Source organism: Gimesia sp., assembly GCF_040219335.1.
In the GTDB taxonomy this organism is placed as follows: domain Bacteria; phylum Planctomycetota; class Planctomycetia; order Planctomycetales; family Planctomycetaceae; genus Gimesia.
On the sequence record NZ_JAVJSQ010000015.1, the window covers coordinates 416,365 to 433,371 of the forward strand.

The following is a 17,007-nucleotide window of genomic DNA, read 5'->3' on the forward strand; positions in this document are numbered from 1 at the left end:
TTTAAAGGCGATGTATTAGTTTCAAAACTGCATCTTGCAGAAACTCACCATCTCGAATACATTTTCCCAATCTTAACAGGATGTTATGTGAATCACAGGCGTCTCGTCGGTTGATCGATGAGATTGTCGACTGTTTCTTATCCACTCAGTTCTTCTTTTTCCATGAAGCGGTAGTGCAAGGATGCTGCACCGTTTACGTCAATGGCTCTGTCCTGATTTGGCGATCGATCTGGGAACGGCGAATACACTCGTTGCGATCCAGGGCGAGGGGATTGCGCTGGACGAACCCTCGGTAGTGGCGTTGCATAAAGGCAGCCGCAAGATTCTGGGCAAAGGAACCGCAGTCGGAAAGCTGGCCAAGCAGATGCTGGGGCGCACGCCGGACAGCATCATCGCGGTACGACCTCTGAAGGACGGTGTGATCACCGACTTCGAACTCTGCGAGTCGATGTTGCGGTATTTCATACTCAAGGCCCGTCATCATTCGCGTGGTTTGCGACCGCGGGTTGTGATTGCAGTGCCGGGCAGTATCACGCCGGTCGAAAGGCGCGCCGTGTTCAACAGTGCCGAACGAGCAGGCGCCGGCCGGGTCTATCTGATTGAAGAATCCAAGGCGGCGGGCATTGGTGCCGGGCTGCCGATCTCTGAACCGATGGCGAGCATGGTTTGTGACATTGGTGGCGGGACGAGTGAAGTTGCCATCATGAGTCTGGGCGATACGGTAGTCAGCAATTCGGTGCGGATTGGCGGCGACAAGTGCGATGAAGCGATCGTGGAATACATGAAGCAGCATTTCTCGTTGCGGATTGGAGTGCAGACCGCAGAGGATCTGAAGCTGGAACTGGGCAGTGCTTATCCGTTGGAGCAGGAATTGACGGGTGAGGTTAAGGGCCTGGATACGATCAGCAGTATTCCGCGGAAAGCGATTGTGACCAGTGAAGAATTACGCGATGCGTTGCATGGTCCGCTGGAGTCGATTCTGAACTGTTGTAAACAGACCATCGAACAGTGCAAGCCAGAACTGGTGGCGGATCTCGCGGATAACGGCATGGTCCTCACGGGCGGTGGTGCTCTGCTGCGGGGACTGGAATATTACATGAGCGAACAGCTGGGGATTCCGGTGCGGGTGGATGAGGATCCACTGCGGACCGTGGCCCGCGGAACGGCGATCTGCCTGGAACATCTGAGCCAGTGGCGGCATGCCTTTGATAATGGCGAAGGTGACTTTTAAAAGGACGGGCCCGGATCGATGAAACGCGAATCCCGATCAGCAGAGATCAAGCTGGTACTCCTGGCGGTGACCATCGGGGTTGGTCTGTACGTTGTTCCGCAGGAGTACTCCAGCCGTCTGTCGAACCTGGTGCGGGATGCGGTGCGTCCCGGATTGTCGCTGGTACAGACTTTGAAAAAACGGGATGTCCCGGAAGTCAAAACGAATGTACCTGATGGTCGAGTGGAACAACTGGAACGCGAACTCGCGGCAGTGGAAGAAGAGAACCGTCGACTCGCGCTGGAACGGCTGCGGCTGGCTGAGGAACTGGCTCAACTCAGGCGTACGGGGGCTCCCGATTACGACACCCATCAGAGTGACCGTTTGCTGGTTCCCGATCTGATTGAGGCCAACGTTCTGGGAGAAGCATCGATTGCACTCCTGAGAGAAGGACGGTTGTTGAATCAGGGCGGTGCGCAGGGCGTATTTGAATCTTCGTTTGTGCTGCAGTCGGATCTGCCTGTGATCGATCAGGGAACGGCGCAGGGTGTGAAAGCAGGCTACTCGCTTTATGCGGGACAGGCGGTGATTGGCAAGATCAGCGAAGTCGGCAAGTGGACGAGTACGCTGATTCCGATTACATCGGTGAACTATCGTGGCTCAGCCCGGATTGCCCGTAAGACCGAACAGGGGCTGCAACTGGGGACAGATGGGATCCTGGTGGGACGCGGTGAAGGAAAATGTGAACTGTTACAGATCCCGCCGACCGAATCGATCCAGGTGGGGCAGGAAGTCTACACGGGGGAAGTCGATCGTGAACTTCCCCTGAGCATGCAGTCGACGCTGGGGCAGCCGATGTATTACGGGCGGGTGATCGAAGCCGAGCTTCCCCGCGGGGCACCATACTGGAAGATCGTTGTGGAACCGGCGGTAAAGCTGTCTGAAGTGCACCAGGTGAGTGTGCTGCGACAGATTATCAATCCGCGACGGCTGCTGGCGAACTGAGAAAGGAATCGACGTTGAAATTCTTCAGCTTACTGCTGCTCTGTTATCTGGCAGTGATTGCCCAGGTCGGGCTGGCGTCCGAAATGATTGTGGCGGGCAGCCGTCCCAATCTGCCGCTGGTCGTGCTCTGCCTGGCGCTGTTCTGGTTACGGGATGCGCAGGTGTTTTTCTGGGCGATTCTGGTCGGCATCATCTGTGAAACCTTTGATGATGCCCATCCGGGAACGGGTGTGCTGGTCGTGACCGGGCTCTGCTGGTTCGTCTATCGCATTCAGGTGCAGTTCGAACTGCGTTCGCTGGTGAGTCGTGCGTCAGTCTTCACCACGATGGCGCTGGCCTTCGATGTGATGTTTCAGATTGTGAATCAGGGGAGCTTACCTGCTGCGGAGACGTTGAAGAGTCTGCTGCCTGTCTCTGCAGGGAATGCGCTCTATTCGTCCGCGGTGGGACTGTCTGTTTTGCTGCTGTGCAAGATCGGTAAGGCACTGTTGCCTGTGTCCGGTGGTTCCTCGCTTTCGGGAACACGTGCTTATACCTCTCGCTATTCTCATTGATGAGTGTCCCTGACAGGGGACTTGAGGAACTGATTGTCTGATGCGAAACCGTCTCGGCAATGATCATATGACACTGGAAAACGAGGCCGCGGGCCAGTCGTTTCAGGTGGATCGTCTGCCCGGCGTTCGCGTGTTTCTGCTGGGGTTGATTCTGGTGGTCCCCCTGCTGGCGGTGAGTGGACGGTTACTCTTCATTCAGATGATGAATGCAGAACACTTTTATTCGCAGTTCGGGAAAACGACGGAATCCTTCGAAAGCATACCGAGCCGTGACGGGCGGATCGTTTCCATTGATGGTCGCGTGCTGGCACTCGATGTCGAACGTTTCGACCTGCAGGCTCATTACCGTTGGCTGGAAGAGCCGCCGAATCCGAGGTGGCTCAAACAGCAGGCGTTGACGCTGCTCGAACCGGTGGAACGCCGCAACCGGGAGAAGGTTGAGGCGGCGCAGGAGAAAGTGCTGGCGCGACGACAGCAGTTATGGGACGAACTGGCACAGGTGATGAAGACCAGTCCTGAAGAACTGCAGACCTCATGCAGGGACGTACAACAACGCGTTGAGACGATTATCGAAAGTGTGAATGAGCGTGCCTCTCAAAAAGAAGGGGCGAGTTCGTCCGACGATTCTGATGTGGAAACGCAGGCCTCAGCAGAGCAGGATCAGCTGCAGAAATTCTGGACGCTGTTCAAAGATGCCTTAACGCGGCCCCCGCGTCGACCACGGCGTGAGCGGATTGTGGTGCGGGAAGAGCTGGATTATCACACCCTGGCTTCCGGGATTCCTCGGGAGATCGCCCTGGCCATCTCGGCACATCCGGAGCGGTTTCCGGGCATACATATCCAGGTGGCGACGTTGCGGGAATATCCACAGAAAACGCTGGCACCCCACGAGATTGGGATTCGGCATCGGATTGATGAGAAGACTTTGAAGTCTCGGCAGCAGCGGTTCCCTGAGGGAGATCCACTGGATTACAAGGAAGGCGACCGGATCGGCAAGATGGGGGTTGAGCGAACCTACGACCGATACCTGCGCGGCCTGCGAGGCTTGAAAAAAGTGGTTCGGAACCGTCAGGGGGAGATTATCCGTACCGAAATTATCCGCGAGCCGAAATCAGGCGATGACGTAGTGCTGACTTTGAACACGGGACTGCAGGACCAGGTGCAGGACTTGCTGGATGAATCACTGCAGGAACTGCGCGAGGGAACCGAGGAACAACCTGCGGAACAGACCGACCCTGCATCCGGTGGTTGTATTGTCGTACTTGATGTTCGCACCGGGGCGATCGTGGCGACGGCTTCCGCGCCGCGGTACGATCTGAATCTGCTGCTGCATCCGACCCCGGAAGAGTGGCAGGCCGTATTGAATGATCCGCGACGACCATTGTTTCCCCGGGCGACACAGATGATGTTGCCCCCCGGTTCGACATTCAAGGCGCTGACTTCGATTGCCCTCATGGAAAGTGGTAAGGTAGACCCCGATGAACCTTTTATCTGTCGCGGGTATCTGGATCGTCCCGATCGGCACCGTGACTATATCTACCGACATTATGGCGTGGGTCATAATGAACTGACTTTGACGCGGGCGCTGCGGGAATCTTGTAACGTCTATTTCTTCCAGGCGGCCCGGACGATGGGACCGGAGGCGATTCATCACTGGGCCGATCAACTCGGATTCGGCAAGCCGACGGGGATTGATATCCCGGGAGAGCGGGGCGGTCATCTGCCTGATCCCTCACCACCGAAGTCTGAGAAGAAATCGCCCTGGTATCCCGGGGACACGCTGGGCATGGCCATTGGTCAGTCGCGGCTGACGGTGACGCCCCTGCAGATTGCGCGGCTGATGGCGGTGGTGGCCAATGACGGGGAAATGGTCGTGCCTCATTTAGCGCATAGCGTGGTGCCTTCCGCGGAATCATCCACGACGACGCGGCAGATGATTTCGTATCCGCGCCGATACGTGAGTGGCATTCATCCCGGCACGCTGGAACGGGTGCGGGAAGGTCTGACCGAGGTGGTCGCGCATCCGCGGGGGACCGGTTATAAAACGGTGCGTCTCAAAGAAGTTACGATTGCCGGTAAAACGGGGACAGCAGAGACCGGGGGCGGCAAGAACGACCATGCGTGGTTTGCGGGGTTTGTACCCGCGCAGCGACCGAAGTACGCGTTTGCCGTGGTGATCGAGCATGGCGGATCGGGGAGCCGTGTCGCGGGGCCGGTGGCGCAGAAGCTGGTGCGAGCGATGCTCGATACCAGCGTGCTGCAGCCAACACAACCGAAGTTGCAGGCGAACTGAAGTCAGCCTGCGTTACTTCTGTTTTTTCGCACTGGGAGGAATCAGGGCCTCGGGCTGATCGATGTGCAGGTAGTGCCCATGATCGGCGGTGAGGATCACGACGGTGTCCTTCCAGTTGCTGTTCTTTTCGACCCAGTCGGTGATGACTTTGAAGGCGGCTTCCCCGCTTTTGACAGCTCCGATGGAGTTGTCGAGATTGTTATCATGGTTGGCCCAGTCGACATCGCCGGCTTCGACCATCAGCCAGAATCCTTTTTTGTTCTGACTGAGCACATCGAGGGCTGACTCGGTCATATCGGCCAGGGTGGGGTTTTCCTTGATGTCGGCAGCTGAGTATGTTTCGGCGCTTGTCTTGCCGGGCGCGGGCTGGTAGTCGCCGTCCGCTGTCTGGAAGGGAAGGTGAGCCGCATGAGCTCCGACGCCGTACACACCCAGCAGGCGGGTCTTGTTTTTGATGGCGTCTTGTGTCGCTTTCTGGAGGCCGGCTTTTCCTTCCGCGCCGTCCGTTCTGAGGGCGACGGTGTATTTTCCACCGTTTTTCACATCGGCCTGCTTAATGGTTTCTTCAGCGATATACTTCCAGCCGGGAACGAAGTTCTTACCGTCTGACTTGCTGCCTGAGGGTTTGGCTTTAGTGCCATATCCGCCGCCGAGCACGACATCGAGACCGGGGAGCGGTTTCTCGGGATGTGAGATGGAAGTCTGTCCTACGAGGTCGCGGGCCAGGTCCTGGTAATCGTTGCGGCTGACGTTGTGTGCGTAGGCGGCAGCGGGGGTGGCGTGCGTAATCGGGACACTGGTGACGACGCCGACGGAATAGCCGTCCAACTGTGCCTGGTGAGCGATGGTCATCACTGGGGCTCCGGTTGGATCCACGTTGATGGCATTGTTGTAGGACTTGATTCCCGCGGTCATCGAAGTGGCGGTGTTTGCCGAGTCCGGATAGGCGTGCTCTCCATAATTGTTGCTGGGACTGCTGATCAGATATTTGATATCGTTGCCGGGAGTCCAGGGGTTGGGGCCTCCTTTTTCCGCATTATAGCCACCCCGAATTGTACCGCCTGGATTGAGTACGGTCTGCTTATCAACATCCACGTTGGTGGCGGCATTATGAGGAGCGGTCACCATGTAGCCGAACTGTGAGGTGCCTGTAGCAGGGTAGTCCTGGAAGAGGAGACCAGTGCCGCGTCCACCTTTGTACTTGTCACCCTTGGAGTAATACAGGGCAGCGGCCTTGGTCGTCTGCCAGTCCATGCCGTCAAAGACGAAGAGAATGATGTTCTTCTTACCGGCTTTCAGAGCTGCTTCCTGGATATTGTAGAGGTTGGTCTGGTCCAGGTAGTCTGCCTTGGGGTTTACAGTGTTGGCAGGCGAGTAACCATAAATGGCTTCCAGCTTTTTCGAATCGCGATAGGGGCTGTTCACACCGGTGTAAGAATTGAGATCAATGCCCTGGCCGGCGTCTTTGGTGCCGAAGGTGTAGACGGGAATCAGCCGCAGCGAATGGTTGGACCATTGGATATATTTTTCGGGTTCGAGCCCCCAGTGTGCAACGGGGCTTTTCTTGTTACGAATGGCTTCGGTCTGGAGCTTGCGAATATGATCTGCCTCCGGTTTTTTGGCGGAGACGGGTAAGCAGATTGCAAGTAAAGTCAGCGCGAACAGGCTGGATACAGCAGCGCGTTTCATAGTTTCCTCAAGTCGTGTTGTAGCGGTTGAAATCGGACTAAGAAGTATGGGCGGGTAGTACAATATTATAGGGGCAGGCGGTCCGGGTTTGTAAAGCGTGGGACTGTGAAGCGTGTGTGAAGTTTTTAAGATTCACGGCGTCCTGTGCTTTGTTTAACGACTTACGAACTGCACGGAAAGTTATTTTGCCGGACGCAGCTCAAATTCCGCGGGGATGCGTTCCAGAACACCGCCCGTGAAGACCTGGTAAAGCTGCAGTTCATCCATGTGTACATAACCGATGTGACAGCCACAGGTCTGGTTTGAACAGGGGCGATCGACGAGCGTGTCTGCAAAACCGGGTTCATAAATGTTTCCCAGTGGCTGTTTGATGAAGTGGCAGCGATAGATGTCGCCGGCCCCGTCGACCGAAATCACACTGGATCCGCAGCGGCAACTGCGTCCGAGGCTCGCATGATATTGGGTGTTGAGCTGAAACAGCGGGTCGATGGCCGTGAAACGCTCCAGCAACTCGCCTCGATAATCCACGCCGGAACTTTTGGCAGCGTTGACCCAGAGATAGATATTGTCGGGAAGTTCTGCACGCAGCCGTTCGATCTCGGGCAGATCATCGGGGAGCCCGACTGCACCGACGCTGTGTGCGACGCCGAGCTCGGTCAGTCTGCGTGACTGTGAGAGAAAGCGGGACCGCGTTGTCTGCGAGGGGTGAAAGGTACACCAGAGTGCGAGCCGGGAGACGTTGGCGTTTTCAATCCAGTGCAGATCGTAAGAGAGATTGGTCTGTGCAGCGACTTTCTCAATCTGAGGGAGGCGGGTCAGTTCACAGATGGCTGATTGATACCAGCGACGGGTGAGCGCTTCTCCCCAGGGGGTAAAGAACAGGGAGAGCGAATCTTCGCGGCGGCCTTTGACCCAGTCCACCAGGCGTTCGAGGGCGAGTCGGTCGGTTTTCAGTTCCGCGGCGGTTTCGTGGCGCTTGGCGAAAGGGCAGTAATGACAGTCGTAGTTACAACTGGAGAGAGGACCGCGATAGAGGATGCTGAGTTTCAGTGACATTGAAACGTCTCCATACGCTGCAGGACCTGTTCCGAGTAGAGCCAGGGGCCGATGGTGTCCGATCGTTCGAGACCGGCGGGGGTGAGAATGATCGCATCGGCGGTGATGCGAGCGAGCCCATATTCTTCCAGTTCCCGCAGATCGGGGAAATGGCTGAGCACATCTCCGCCGAAGGTTCGCGCGTAGAAGTCGCGGGAGAGGCCGGTCGTCTGCAGAAGCGACATGATCAGAAACCGCCGCTGCTGTTCCTCTCGATCCAGTTCCACTCCATAGTGGGCCGAGGCGAAGGTTTCCGGTTCCTGTTCGAGATAGTGTGCGATGATGGCCGCCACACCACTGCGGCCGACCGCGTATTCACTGGAGTAATGAATGCGGCTGGTATAGGAGCGGGCGCCGCAGCCCAGGCCGATCATGCCATCGGTCTGACAGCAGTACTGTGTGTCGTGAGGCTGGATCGCATCTGTCCGGCGAAACATGCGGAGTGAGTGTTGCGTGTAGCCTTGTTCGAGCAGGAAGTCCCTGCCGGTGCGGTAAAGTGTCAGGCGATGGTCGTCCCACTGTTGTGGTTTGCGTCCCAGGCCGGTGAGCGGGCGGACATACAGGGGATAGAGATAGAGTTCTTCCGGCTGGAAGGTGAGTGCCTGCTGAAGCGAGTCGCGAAAACTGTCGATCGTCTGTCCGTCGGCACCGTAGATCAGATCGAGGTTCAGTGTGGGAATGCCGACATTGCGAACCAGTTCCAGCGCCTCAAGAATTTCACGTCGTTTCTGCGGACGTCCGATGCTGAGGGCCTCCTGTTCGTCAAACGACTGGATGCCGAGACTGATACGGTCGATTCCCTGGTCGTGTATCAAATTTACTTTTTCCGCCGTCAATGTCGCGGGGGAAGCTTCGAGGCTGCAGGGGAGTTGTGCCGGGCCGGTATTCAGTTCTTTCTGGAGAATGTCAAACAGCTGTGCGAGTTCATCCGTCTCGAGATATGTGGGAGTGCCGCCCCCGATCGCGAGTTGAGGAAAATGGAAGTCGGGCAGTTGATCGCGAACCTGCCGGGCCTCGATGCGGAGTTGCTGCAGATATTGAGCTGCGAGATCGTCCTGGGGATTCGAGAGGGTAAACAGGTTGCAGAAACCGCAGCGGTATTCGCAGAAAGGAAGATGTAGATACAGTGATAAATCAGTGCGGTCTTCCGGTTCCCAGATCTGCTGGAGGGGCAGTGGTCGTGCGAACGGGCGATAAGCGGACTTGTGCGGATACGCGTAGCTGTAAGCGAGGTAGGGCGTTTCCGCGAGCAGTGTCTGCAGATGGTTCATGCGGGACCTCCGGTCTGGGGGAGCAGGCATTCGAGATAGGGGACATCCCAGACCAGCGGATGTGCGAGTCGGTGTCCCTGGTAGCCGTCTTCGCCGAAGGTGGTGCCATGGTCAGAGCAGATGATACAGAGTAGCGGAGCCCGCTGTTGCAGGGCTGTGATCAGGGGACTGAGTTGTGCGTCGGCATAGGCGAGGGCCGCGATCTGGGTTTCAACGGAATCTGCGAGCGCACCTTCTTTGAAAATACAACTGGGCTGATGCGTGGCTGAAACGTTGAGGAACAGAAAGAGACGTTGCTCAGCCGGTAGCTGCTGGAGCCGTTCGAGAGTGAAATCGATCTGGTGCCTGGTGGAGTGCCGGTCGGTCACCCCGAAGGACGGATACCAGTGGCTTTCCTGGAACAGTCCGGGCAGGGCATTGCCCAGCGGACTCTGTTTGTTGAAGAAGCCGACGCCGCCGATACAGAGCGTGTGGTAACCCTGTTCTGCGAGTCCGGAAACGATGTTGTCTGAGGAAAAGACACAGGTCTCTGGGGCGATGGTTTCACTGCCGGGAAATTCGAGGGCGAACAGTCGCGGATGTTTGCCTGGTGTCACGGGAGTCGGGAGGAACCCGGCGAAAAAGGCCTGGTGAGCAGCATAGGTGAAGTTACCAGGTGAATGTCTGCGTTCCCAGCCGGTCTCGGGGAGCAGGCGGGCCAGGTTGGGGGTCAGTCCCTGCTGCAGCGCATGGGTTGCGACATCGAAGCGGAGCGAATCGAGGGTCAGCAACAGGATGTCGTGTGTGCCCAGGCAGGCGCGTGCATCAATCATGGTACCAGACATTGTAGTGAATCGAGTGAAGAAATCTGACAGTGCGGCTGGGGGAATTCCCCGGGGAATGTGCGGTCCAGTTGCATCCAGCAGGTGTGCATACCAATCGCCCGGGCGCCGGAGATGTCCTGATGAGGATGATCGCCGACGAACAGGGCCTGCTGGGGAGTGACTCCCAGTGCCGATAACGCCTGTGCAAAGATGGCTCGATCCGGTTTGGCTGTACCCGTTTCTTCTGAGATCCAGATGTGATCAATCAGTTGATCGATGCCCGCAGCCGCGATTTTTGCCCGCTGGAGTTCCGCGGAACCGTTGGTGATGACGGCCAGCGCGAAGTGCGGTTGCAGCCGTTGCAGGAGTTCCAGGCAGAGAGGATCGGGGTCAATCATCCGGGGCAGTTTCTCGCGGAAATCTGACCAGAGTTCAGCCGGAGTCCAGTCAGGAAAACAGGTCGTGGCGGCCCAGTCGAAGAATGCGGCGCGGTCTTCGTAGCCCAGTCGGTCCCGGGCCAGAATGGTCAGGAGCATCAGTTCGAATTCATCCTCAGGCAGGGGCGGGGACGAATCTTGCAAGAGCTGTGTGAAATAGCGACGGACCGCTGCACTGCGATCGAGGAGCGTATTATCAAGATCAAACAGAATTGCTTTGATATCTGCATTGGGGAGCATGGGATTCCGCGAAGGCCGCCTTTGTGTGTTTGAGAATGATGATCCCTGGGCCCCGTCATGCCGAGGTGAAGACCCTGTGAATTTCCAGTTGCAGAGGATTGCATTATTGAACTGTTCTATTGTATAAGTGTTTGAGAAGATGTCAATTCGTCACCAGCAGTACTATGAGGAGCTTTCAATGACCATCGATTCTCATGTGGATGAATTCGGGGGCTTGCCTGTCAGGGAATTCGAACCGGAAACGGGTATTCAGGATGCGTCGGGCGTGGCCTATCGACTCACGCTGGGATACGAGCGGGAACAGGAGGGGATGAAATTCTCCGATCTGCTGGAGAAGTATCTGAGTCATCCTCAGATCGGCAATGTCACTGCACTGGTGATTGGCTGCTGGGATGGAGCTTATGAGGGATCCGGGGCAGAGACCGTCGTCGATCAGCTGCTGGACTCCAGCGATCTGCTGACCGGGTTGCGGCACCTGTTTTTTGGTGACATCACATTTGAAGAAAGCGAAATCTCCTGGATCGGCCAGGCCGATCTGTCACCGCTGCTCAGATCGTTTCCCCAGCTGGAGGAGCTGCGTATCCGGGGAGCGAACGACCTCAGCCTGGGACGGGTGAATCACGAGCATTTGAAAACACTGATTATCGAAGCGGGGGGACTGGGAGCAGATGTCGTTCAGGAAGTGACTGCTGCTGTTCTCCCGGAACTGGAACACCTGGAGCTGTGGCTGGGGACGGACGAGTATGGTGGAGATGCCAGCATAGCCGACGTGGAGCCGTTGTTGACCGGTGCCCTGTTTCCCAAACTGAAGTATCTGGGACTGCGGAACAGCATGTTCTCGGATGAGATTGCCAAGGCGATCGCAGCGGCACCGATTCTAAACCAGATCGAGGTGGTCGATCTGTCACTGGGGACCCTGAGCGATGAGGGAGCCCAGACCCTGCTGGACTGCAATCGGTTGAACCAGTTGAAAAAGCTGGATCTGCATTTTCATTATCTGAGCGATGAGATGTGCAAAAAGTTGAGCGAGCTGGATATCGAAGTCGATGTCAGCGATCAGCAGGAGCCGGATGAGTACAATGGCGAACTGAATCGTTACTGTGCGGTCTCTGAATAAGGGATTGTGAACCGGTTCGATGTCCTCACAGTTCGTCATTATTGGTAACCCGGAGAATCGAAGGGTCCACCTGTTTCTACAGGCCCTGGAATCACAGGGGCAACCCGCGGCCCGTGTCGTTTCGTATGAACGACTGCTGCAAGACGTGGATTGTCTCCGGGATATCATTCGACCGGGCGACATTGTGCGGATCGAGTCTCCCGGAGAAAACTTCACCGTCGAAAAAGGACTGCTGGCTCGAGGTGTGGCTGCCGCCGAAGTAGAAGGAAACCCCTTTCTGTCTTCGCATCAGATCGAGAGGCTGGAGTATGACCATGGTTTGATTCTGCATCCGCGACAGTGGTACATGGGCTATTGCAGCCTGCTGATTCAAATCGGTAAGTGTCTGTCGGGGATAGCATCCATCAGACTGTTGAATCCACCGGCTGATATTCGGGAGCTGTTTGATAAACGGGCCTGTCATGCCCTGTGCAGGGAGGCGGGGTGCGCGGTTCCTGAGGCGTTTCCGGAAGTTCATACGTTCGAAGAATTGCTGGCGGTCATGCAACAGCGGAATGAGCGTCGTGTTTTTCTCAAACTGGCGCATGCTTCTTCCGCTTCGGGTGTGGTGGCGCTGCATCAAAATTCCCGCCGGATCGAAGCGATCACCTCTACGGAGCTGGTGATGCAGGACGGGCAGACGCGACTCTATAATTCCCTGAAGGTCCGACGGTACACCGATCTGAAAGAAATTCGCACGCTGATCGACGAACTGTGCCGGGAAAGGGTGCATGTGGAGCGGTGGATGCCCAAAGCGGCGCTCAGTCATGGCAGGACGTTTGATCTGCGAGTGGTGGTGATCGCTGGTCAGGCCCGGCACACTGTGGTGCGGGAGAGTCGGAGCCCGCTGACAAATCTGCACCTGGGGAACCGGAGAGGCGATGGTGAGCGGCTGCAGGAGCTTCTCGGTCCCGAGCGGTGGCGTGCGTTGATGGAAGTCTGTGAGCAGGCAGCGGGTGTTTATCCGGAGAGTTTCCAGGTGGGCGTTGATCTGCTGCTGACCCCCGGATTTCGTGAAGCACTGATTTTGGAGCTGAATGCGTTCGGGGATCTGCTGCCCGGGATCCTGTGGGAAGGGGAGGAGACGTATCAGAGCGAGGTCAGTTCTCTGGTGACGGACTATGCGGGTCCTAAGGGTTAAACCTCGCCGCGAGGGATGCGGGTGAGTGTACATGATTTCCCATGTGCCTGATTATTGTGCAAATTTCGGGAATGGTATATGTTTTGCATTATTAAGTTATTCAGTAATCACATAGAATCTTCGATGAATGACTTACTTGAATCAGGATACAACGATGACTCCTCGGGAAGTGCTCGCCCTCTGTCGTGAACGGGAAATTCAGGCCATTGACCTGCGGTTTATGGATTTTCCCGGGACACAAAAACATTTTACGATTCCTGCTAAGATCTTAGTAGAAAAGAGCTTCGAAGACGGTTTTGGCTTTGACGGCTCTTCGATGCGGGGCTGGAAAGCGATTAACGAAAGCGACATGCTGGTTGTTCCGCAGCCGGATACTGCCTTTGTTGATCCCTTCATGCCCAATACGCTGGTGATGACCTGTAACATCCAGGACCCGATCACGCGCGAGGATTATGCCAAAGATCCGCGCAATGTTGCCCGAAAAGCAGAAAGCTACATGCGGTCCACAAAAATCGCGGATGTAGCCAATTTTGGCCCCGAAGCGGAGTTCTTCATCTTCGACGATGTTCGTTTTGACCAGAATGAACACGAATGCTATTACCATGTGGACAGTATCGAAGGACAGTGGAACCGGGGTAAGGCGGGCAGTGGTCCCAACGCCGGTTACAAGATCCGACACAAAGAGGGTTACTTCCCGGTACCCCCGGCTGACACATTGCAGGAAGCCCGTACTGAAATGATGCTGGCGCTGATGGATTGCGGCGTCGATGTGGAGGCCCAGCACCACGAAGTGGCGACCGGCGGTCAGTGCGAAATTGACATGAAATACGCTCCGCTGTTAAAGACGGCGGACAACCTGCTGCGCTACAAATATATTGTGAAGAACGTGGCGGCCAAGTATGGCAAATCCGCGACGTTCATGCCGAAACCGTTGTGGAACGATAACGGCTCGGGGCTGCATCTGCATATGTCACTCTGGAAAGAGGGCAAGCCTTTGTTTGCGGGGTCCCGTTATGGGGGGCTCAGCGAACTGGGGATGTATGCGATGGGCGGAATTCTCAAACATGCTCCTGCGTTGTTTGCGTTCTGCTGTCCTACAACGAACAGTTACAAACGTCTGATCTCCGGTTTTGAAGCACCGATCAATCTGACTTACAGTTACCGCAACCGATCGGCGGCAATCCGGATTCCGGTCCACAGTCCACATCCGGAAAACAAGCGGTTTGAATTTCGCTGCCCCGATTCGTCTTCGAATCCGTACCTGGCGATGTCGGCAGTACTGATGGCGATGCTGGACGGGATTCAGAACAAGATCGATCCAGGGCATCCGCTGGAAAAAGACATCTATGATCTGAAACCCGATGAACTGGCCGAACTGCCGGGAGTTCCAGTTTCGCTGGAAGAGTCGTTGCAGGCTTTACGCGACGACCACAAGTTCCTGCTGGTGGGTGATGTCTTCACTGAAGACGTGATCGATACCTGGATCTGGTATAAGACCAGCCACGAAGTGGCCGCTCTGCGTGAGCGTCCTCATCCCTTTGAATTCGCGATGTATTACGACATCTGATCGCGGGCCTGTCGGAAGCGATATATCCTACGGGAAGCAGTCCGCGATATTGATGACATTTCCAGTAGTGATTACAGGGACGTTGTTGTTGTTCGTCGAGAGGTTCGGCAGATCTTCGATTTTGATAACGCCTCCGAAGTTGGTGCTGAATTCAAACAGATGATACGCGGTGTTGTTTAAGATCTCCATACAGAGTTCGGAGCCGGAATCTTCCGAGTAGATCAGCAGGTCTTCGGCGGTATTTGCGCTGTTGGTGAAGTTGTTCTGATTGATGCGCATCCGGGCTGCTGCTCCGGATTTCACGTCGGTCCGCAGGTTGTACTGGTTGGGTCCGAAGGTGTTGTCCGTGAGGAAAATGTCGTGGCTGGTGCCCAGACCGATGTCGGCGATGAAGCCATAGGCGAAGACTTCTGAATCATCGGGATCCGAGATCAGGTTCTGGCTGACGTTGGTAGTAGTGGCTCCTGCGGTCTGCAGTTCGAGCCAGATTGCCCTGCCGAGTGTCGCGTGGTCGTTGGTGACGATTTTGTTATCGATGATATCCGTCATCGCAGAGCCGTTCAGATGACTGACCTGAATGCCGTTAAAGATGCCAGATCCCGTGAGGGGACCGTCTTCATTAAAAATGGTATTGCCGGAGATGGTGGTGTGTGTGGTGCCGGTCGAGTTGCCCTGATACTTGATACCTCCTGCGAGAGAGAAGTCGAAGCCGGTAATAATATTGTCGCGGATGCGGGTAGTAATATCCCCGGCGTTCGCGGTGATATTGATGCCGTAGTCGGAGCCCTGGACTTCACTGGTGATCGTGTTGCGATCGATGTCGATCTGGGCGTCATTATTGACGGAGACGGAAATGGCGTCGCCGAAGACAGCCGGGCCTGCGTCGCTGGCCAGACTTCTGAGGGTGTTATCCGCGATGACGATCCGGCCGGAACTGTTAACGATTTCAATCATGTCGTCATCGATGGCTTCCAGTGTGTTGTTGCGGATGAAGATGTCGCGTGCGTTTTTCAGGAAGATGCCGTTATTGGCATCGTTGGTGATTGTGTTGTGGGTAATTGTGATCTGCTGCGCACCGTCGGCCCTGATGGAGGGGCTTTCGTCAATTGTGACAATCCGGAAGCCGGAGAGCAGGGTGCGATCATTCATGGTAAAGCTGCCGTTGATCTGCGGGAAGAGTCCGGTGTTGGAACCGGGCAGCAGCTGCTGACCAAACTGGGTGTTGATGAACTGGGCGGGGCCTGAAGACATCACCTGTGTACCGGGGGCGAGAGTGAAGTCGCCGGTTTCGGAAGTGCCGCGATGATCGAAGACGATCAGATCACCTGCCTGGGTGCGTGTGTCGTTAAACGCTTTGGTGAGTGTTTCGTAGGGATCTTCAAAAGAGCCATCGCTGTTGCCCCCCGCGGCGACGTGCATGAAGTAGTAGGGATTGCCGGTGGCGGGATTACGAATGAGTGTATTGCTGGCGCTGGCGTGTTCCTGATTATCGACGACGATGGCGCGAAGTCGTTCGGGGCTTTCGCCGAGACGATCCCGGGCGGTGAGGTCCATGCGGGGACCGTTTTTGAGTCCGGTGATGCTGGGCCACTGGAACGAGACGGAGAAGTTGACAGTGGTATCGAAGACGCGGTCGTTCTGGACGCTGAGGTTGAGGGCGACCTGGTCGTTGATGCGGCTTTCGATGCGGGACTTCCAGCCCCAGGCCTGTTGACTGCCTTGCGCCTGGAAGTGGTACCAGCCGGCGAAGGCACGGACGTCGGTATTGAAACCGGTGAGAACTCTGCGACCGGCTTCCATGTCGACGCCGGTCATCGCGGCCTGGTAAAAGCGGGTGAGCGTTCCCCCGTAGAGGTAGTGGCCGGAGAAATAATAGTTGCCTGTGCCGGACATGCTGGAGCCCCACTGCTTCCGCCGGGTGCCTGTGGGGACATACCAGTTGAGGCGGCCTTCCCAGAAATCGCCGATGAGTTCAGCCCCACCTGAGACCTGGCTGAAGTTGGCGTAGCCGGCGTTCCGAGTATCGTAGTAGAGGTACGCGCCGACGGTGTGTTCCCATTCGGGAAGATAGCGGCGGGCACCAAAGCCGACGTTAGAGCCGAGGTTCGTGCTGTCGGAGTCGATCAGAAGTCGGGCGTCGAGGAAGAACAGCGAGTTGCTGTCTTCACCTTCGAAAAGGGGCAGGAAGCCGTCGAAGGATGAGAGTCCGCCGATGCGTCCAATGGTATCACCGGCCTGGTAGCGATAGCCGAAATGGGGATGGTAGCGTCCAAACCAGTCGGCATCCCCAAAGAGTTCCGCCACATCTGCCTGGACATTTTCTGACTGCGGCGCAGGGCTGGTCTCCTGTGTGCTCGCCAGTAAGCTCAGAGGTAAGCAGAAGAATGTGAATAATCCCAGCCAGGCCCGCTTCATGGAATCTATCCCGTAGATGCTCTCGTCTAAATCAAAACCGTTGAAGTTTTTTTCGACGAGAGACTACAGGGGCTTCAATCAGGATACGTTAAATGTATACGGTTCCTGACAGTTGTTCTGGTTGGTTAAGC

At 56.2% G+C, this 17,007-nt stretch carries 13 protein-coding genes; 7 read left to right on the forward strand and 6 right to left on the reverse strand.

Annotated features, from left to right (window positions below; genetic code table 11):
* The first annotated feature begins 181 nt into the window (after window positions 1–181).
* Genes RID21_RS14405 through RID21_RS14420 form a run of 4 tightly spaced genes read left to right on the forward strand, consistent with a single transcriptional unit; the run spans window position 182 to window position 5,062 of the window.
* Window positions 182–1,231, forward strand: coding sequence for a rod shape-determining protein (locus RID21_RS14405; protein ID WP_145180594.1), 1,050 nt, complete (start codon window positions 182–184; stop codon window positions 1,229–1,231).
* Between the two features lie 18 nt (window positions 1,232–1,249).
* A complete protein-coding gene (locus RID21_RS14410) occupies window positions 1,250–2,215 on the forward strand; it encodes a rod shape-determining protein MreC (protein WP_155364238.1) in 966 nt (321 codons plus the stop codon).
* A gap of 14 nt (window positions 2,216–2,229) precedes the next feature.
* Window positions 2,230–2,769, forward strand: coding sequence for a hypothetical protein (locus tag RID21_RS14415; RefSeq protein WP_350189940.1), 540 nt, complete (start codon window positions 2,230–2,232; stop codon window positions 2,767–2,769).
* 40 nt (window positions 2,770–2,809) lie between these two features.
* On the forward strand, window positions 2,810–5,062 hold the full coding sequence (locus tag RID21_RS14420; RefSeq protein ID WP_350189942.1) for a peptidoglycan D,D-transpeptidase FtsI family protein: 2,253 nt from the start codon (window positions 2,810–2,812) through the stop codon (window positions 5,060–5,062).
* A gap of 12 nt (window positions 5,063–5,074) precedes the next feature.
* On the opposite strand, the gene RID21_RS14425 is transcribed toward RID21_RS14420, so the two are convergent.
* The 5 genes from RID21_RS14425 to RID21_RS14445 form a co-directional block, all read right to left on the reverse strand.
* Window positions 5,075–6,751, reverse strand: a complete 1,677-nt coding sequence (locus RID21_RS14425) for an alkaline phosphatase (protein WP_350189944.1) — start codon at window positions 6,749–6,751, stop codon at window positions 5,075–5,077.
* A 180-nt stretch (window positions 6,752–6,931) separates the two neighbouring features.
* A complete protein-coding gene (locus tag RID21_RS14430) occupies window positions 6,932–7,807 on the reverse strand; it encodes an STM4011 family radical SAM protein (RefSeq protein ID WP_350189946.1) in 876 nt (291 codons plus the stop codon).
* A complete protein-coding gene (locus RID21_RS14435) occupies window positions 7,798–9,117 on the reverse strand; it encodes an STM4012 family radical SAM protein (RefSeq protein WP_350189948.1) in 1,320 nt (439 codons plus the stop codon). The genes RID21_RS14430 and RID21_RS14435 overlap by 10 nt, the downstream gene beginning before the upstream one ends.
* Window positions 9,114–9,929, reverse strand: coding sequence for an STM4013/SEN3800 family hydrolase (locus tag RID21_RS14440; protein ID WP_350189950.1), 816 nt, complete (start codon window positions 9,927–9,929; stop codon window positions 9,114–9,116). The genes RID21_RS14435 and RID21_RS14440 overlap by 4 nt, the downstream gene beginning before the upstream one ends.
* Window positions 9,926–10,597 carry an HAD family hydrolase gene (locus RID21_RS14445; RefSeq protein WP_350189952.1) on the reverse strand — a complete coding sequence of 224 codons (672 nt, stop codon included), beginning with the start codon at window positions 10,595–10,597 and terminating at the stop codon, window positions 9,926–9,928. The genes RID21_RS14440 and RID21_RS14445 overlap by 4 nt, the downstream gene beginning before the upstream one ends.
* A gap of 178 nt (window positions 10,598–10,775) precedes the next feature.
* On the opposite strand from RID21_RS14445, the gene RID21_RS14450 reads away from it, so the two are divergent.
* The 3 genes from RID21_RS14450 (at window position 10,776) to glnA (ending at window position 14,461) form a co-directional block, all read left to right on the forward strand.
* Window positions 10,776–11,714, forward strand: a complete 939-nt coding sequence (locus RID21_RS14450; RefSeq protein ID WP_350189954.1) for an STM4015 family protein — start codon at window positions 10,776–10,778, stop codon at window positions 11,712–11,714.
* Between the two features lie 19 nt (window positions 11,715–11,733).
* Window positions 11,734–12,894: an STM4014 family protein gene (locus tag RID21_RS14455; RefSeq protein ID WP_350189956.1), complete on the forward strand. Its 1,161-nt coding sequence runs from the start codon at window positions 11,734–11,736 to the stop codon at window positions 12,892–12,894.
* A 154-nt stretch (window positions 12,895–13,048) separates the two neighbouring features.
* A complete protein-coding gene (gene glnA, locus RID21_RS14460) occupies window positions 13,049–14,461 on the forward strand; it encodes a type I glutamate--ammonia ligase (protein ID WP_145180613.1) in 1,413 nt (470 codons plus the stop codon).
* 27 nt (window positions 14,462–14,488) lie between these two features.
* Here glnA and RID21_RS14465 read toward each other — a convergent pair whose 3' ends face one another.
* Window positions 14,489–16,876, reverse strand: coding sequence for a right-handed parallel beta-helix repeat-containing protein (locus tag RID21_RS14465; RefSeq protein WP_350189958.1), 2,388 nt, complete (start codon window positions 16,874–16,876; stop codon window positions 14,489–14,491).
* Window positions 16,877–17,007: the final 131 nt, after the last annotated feature.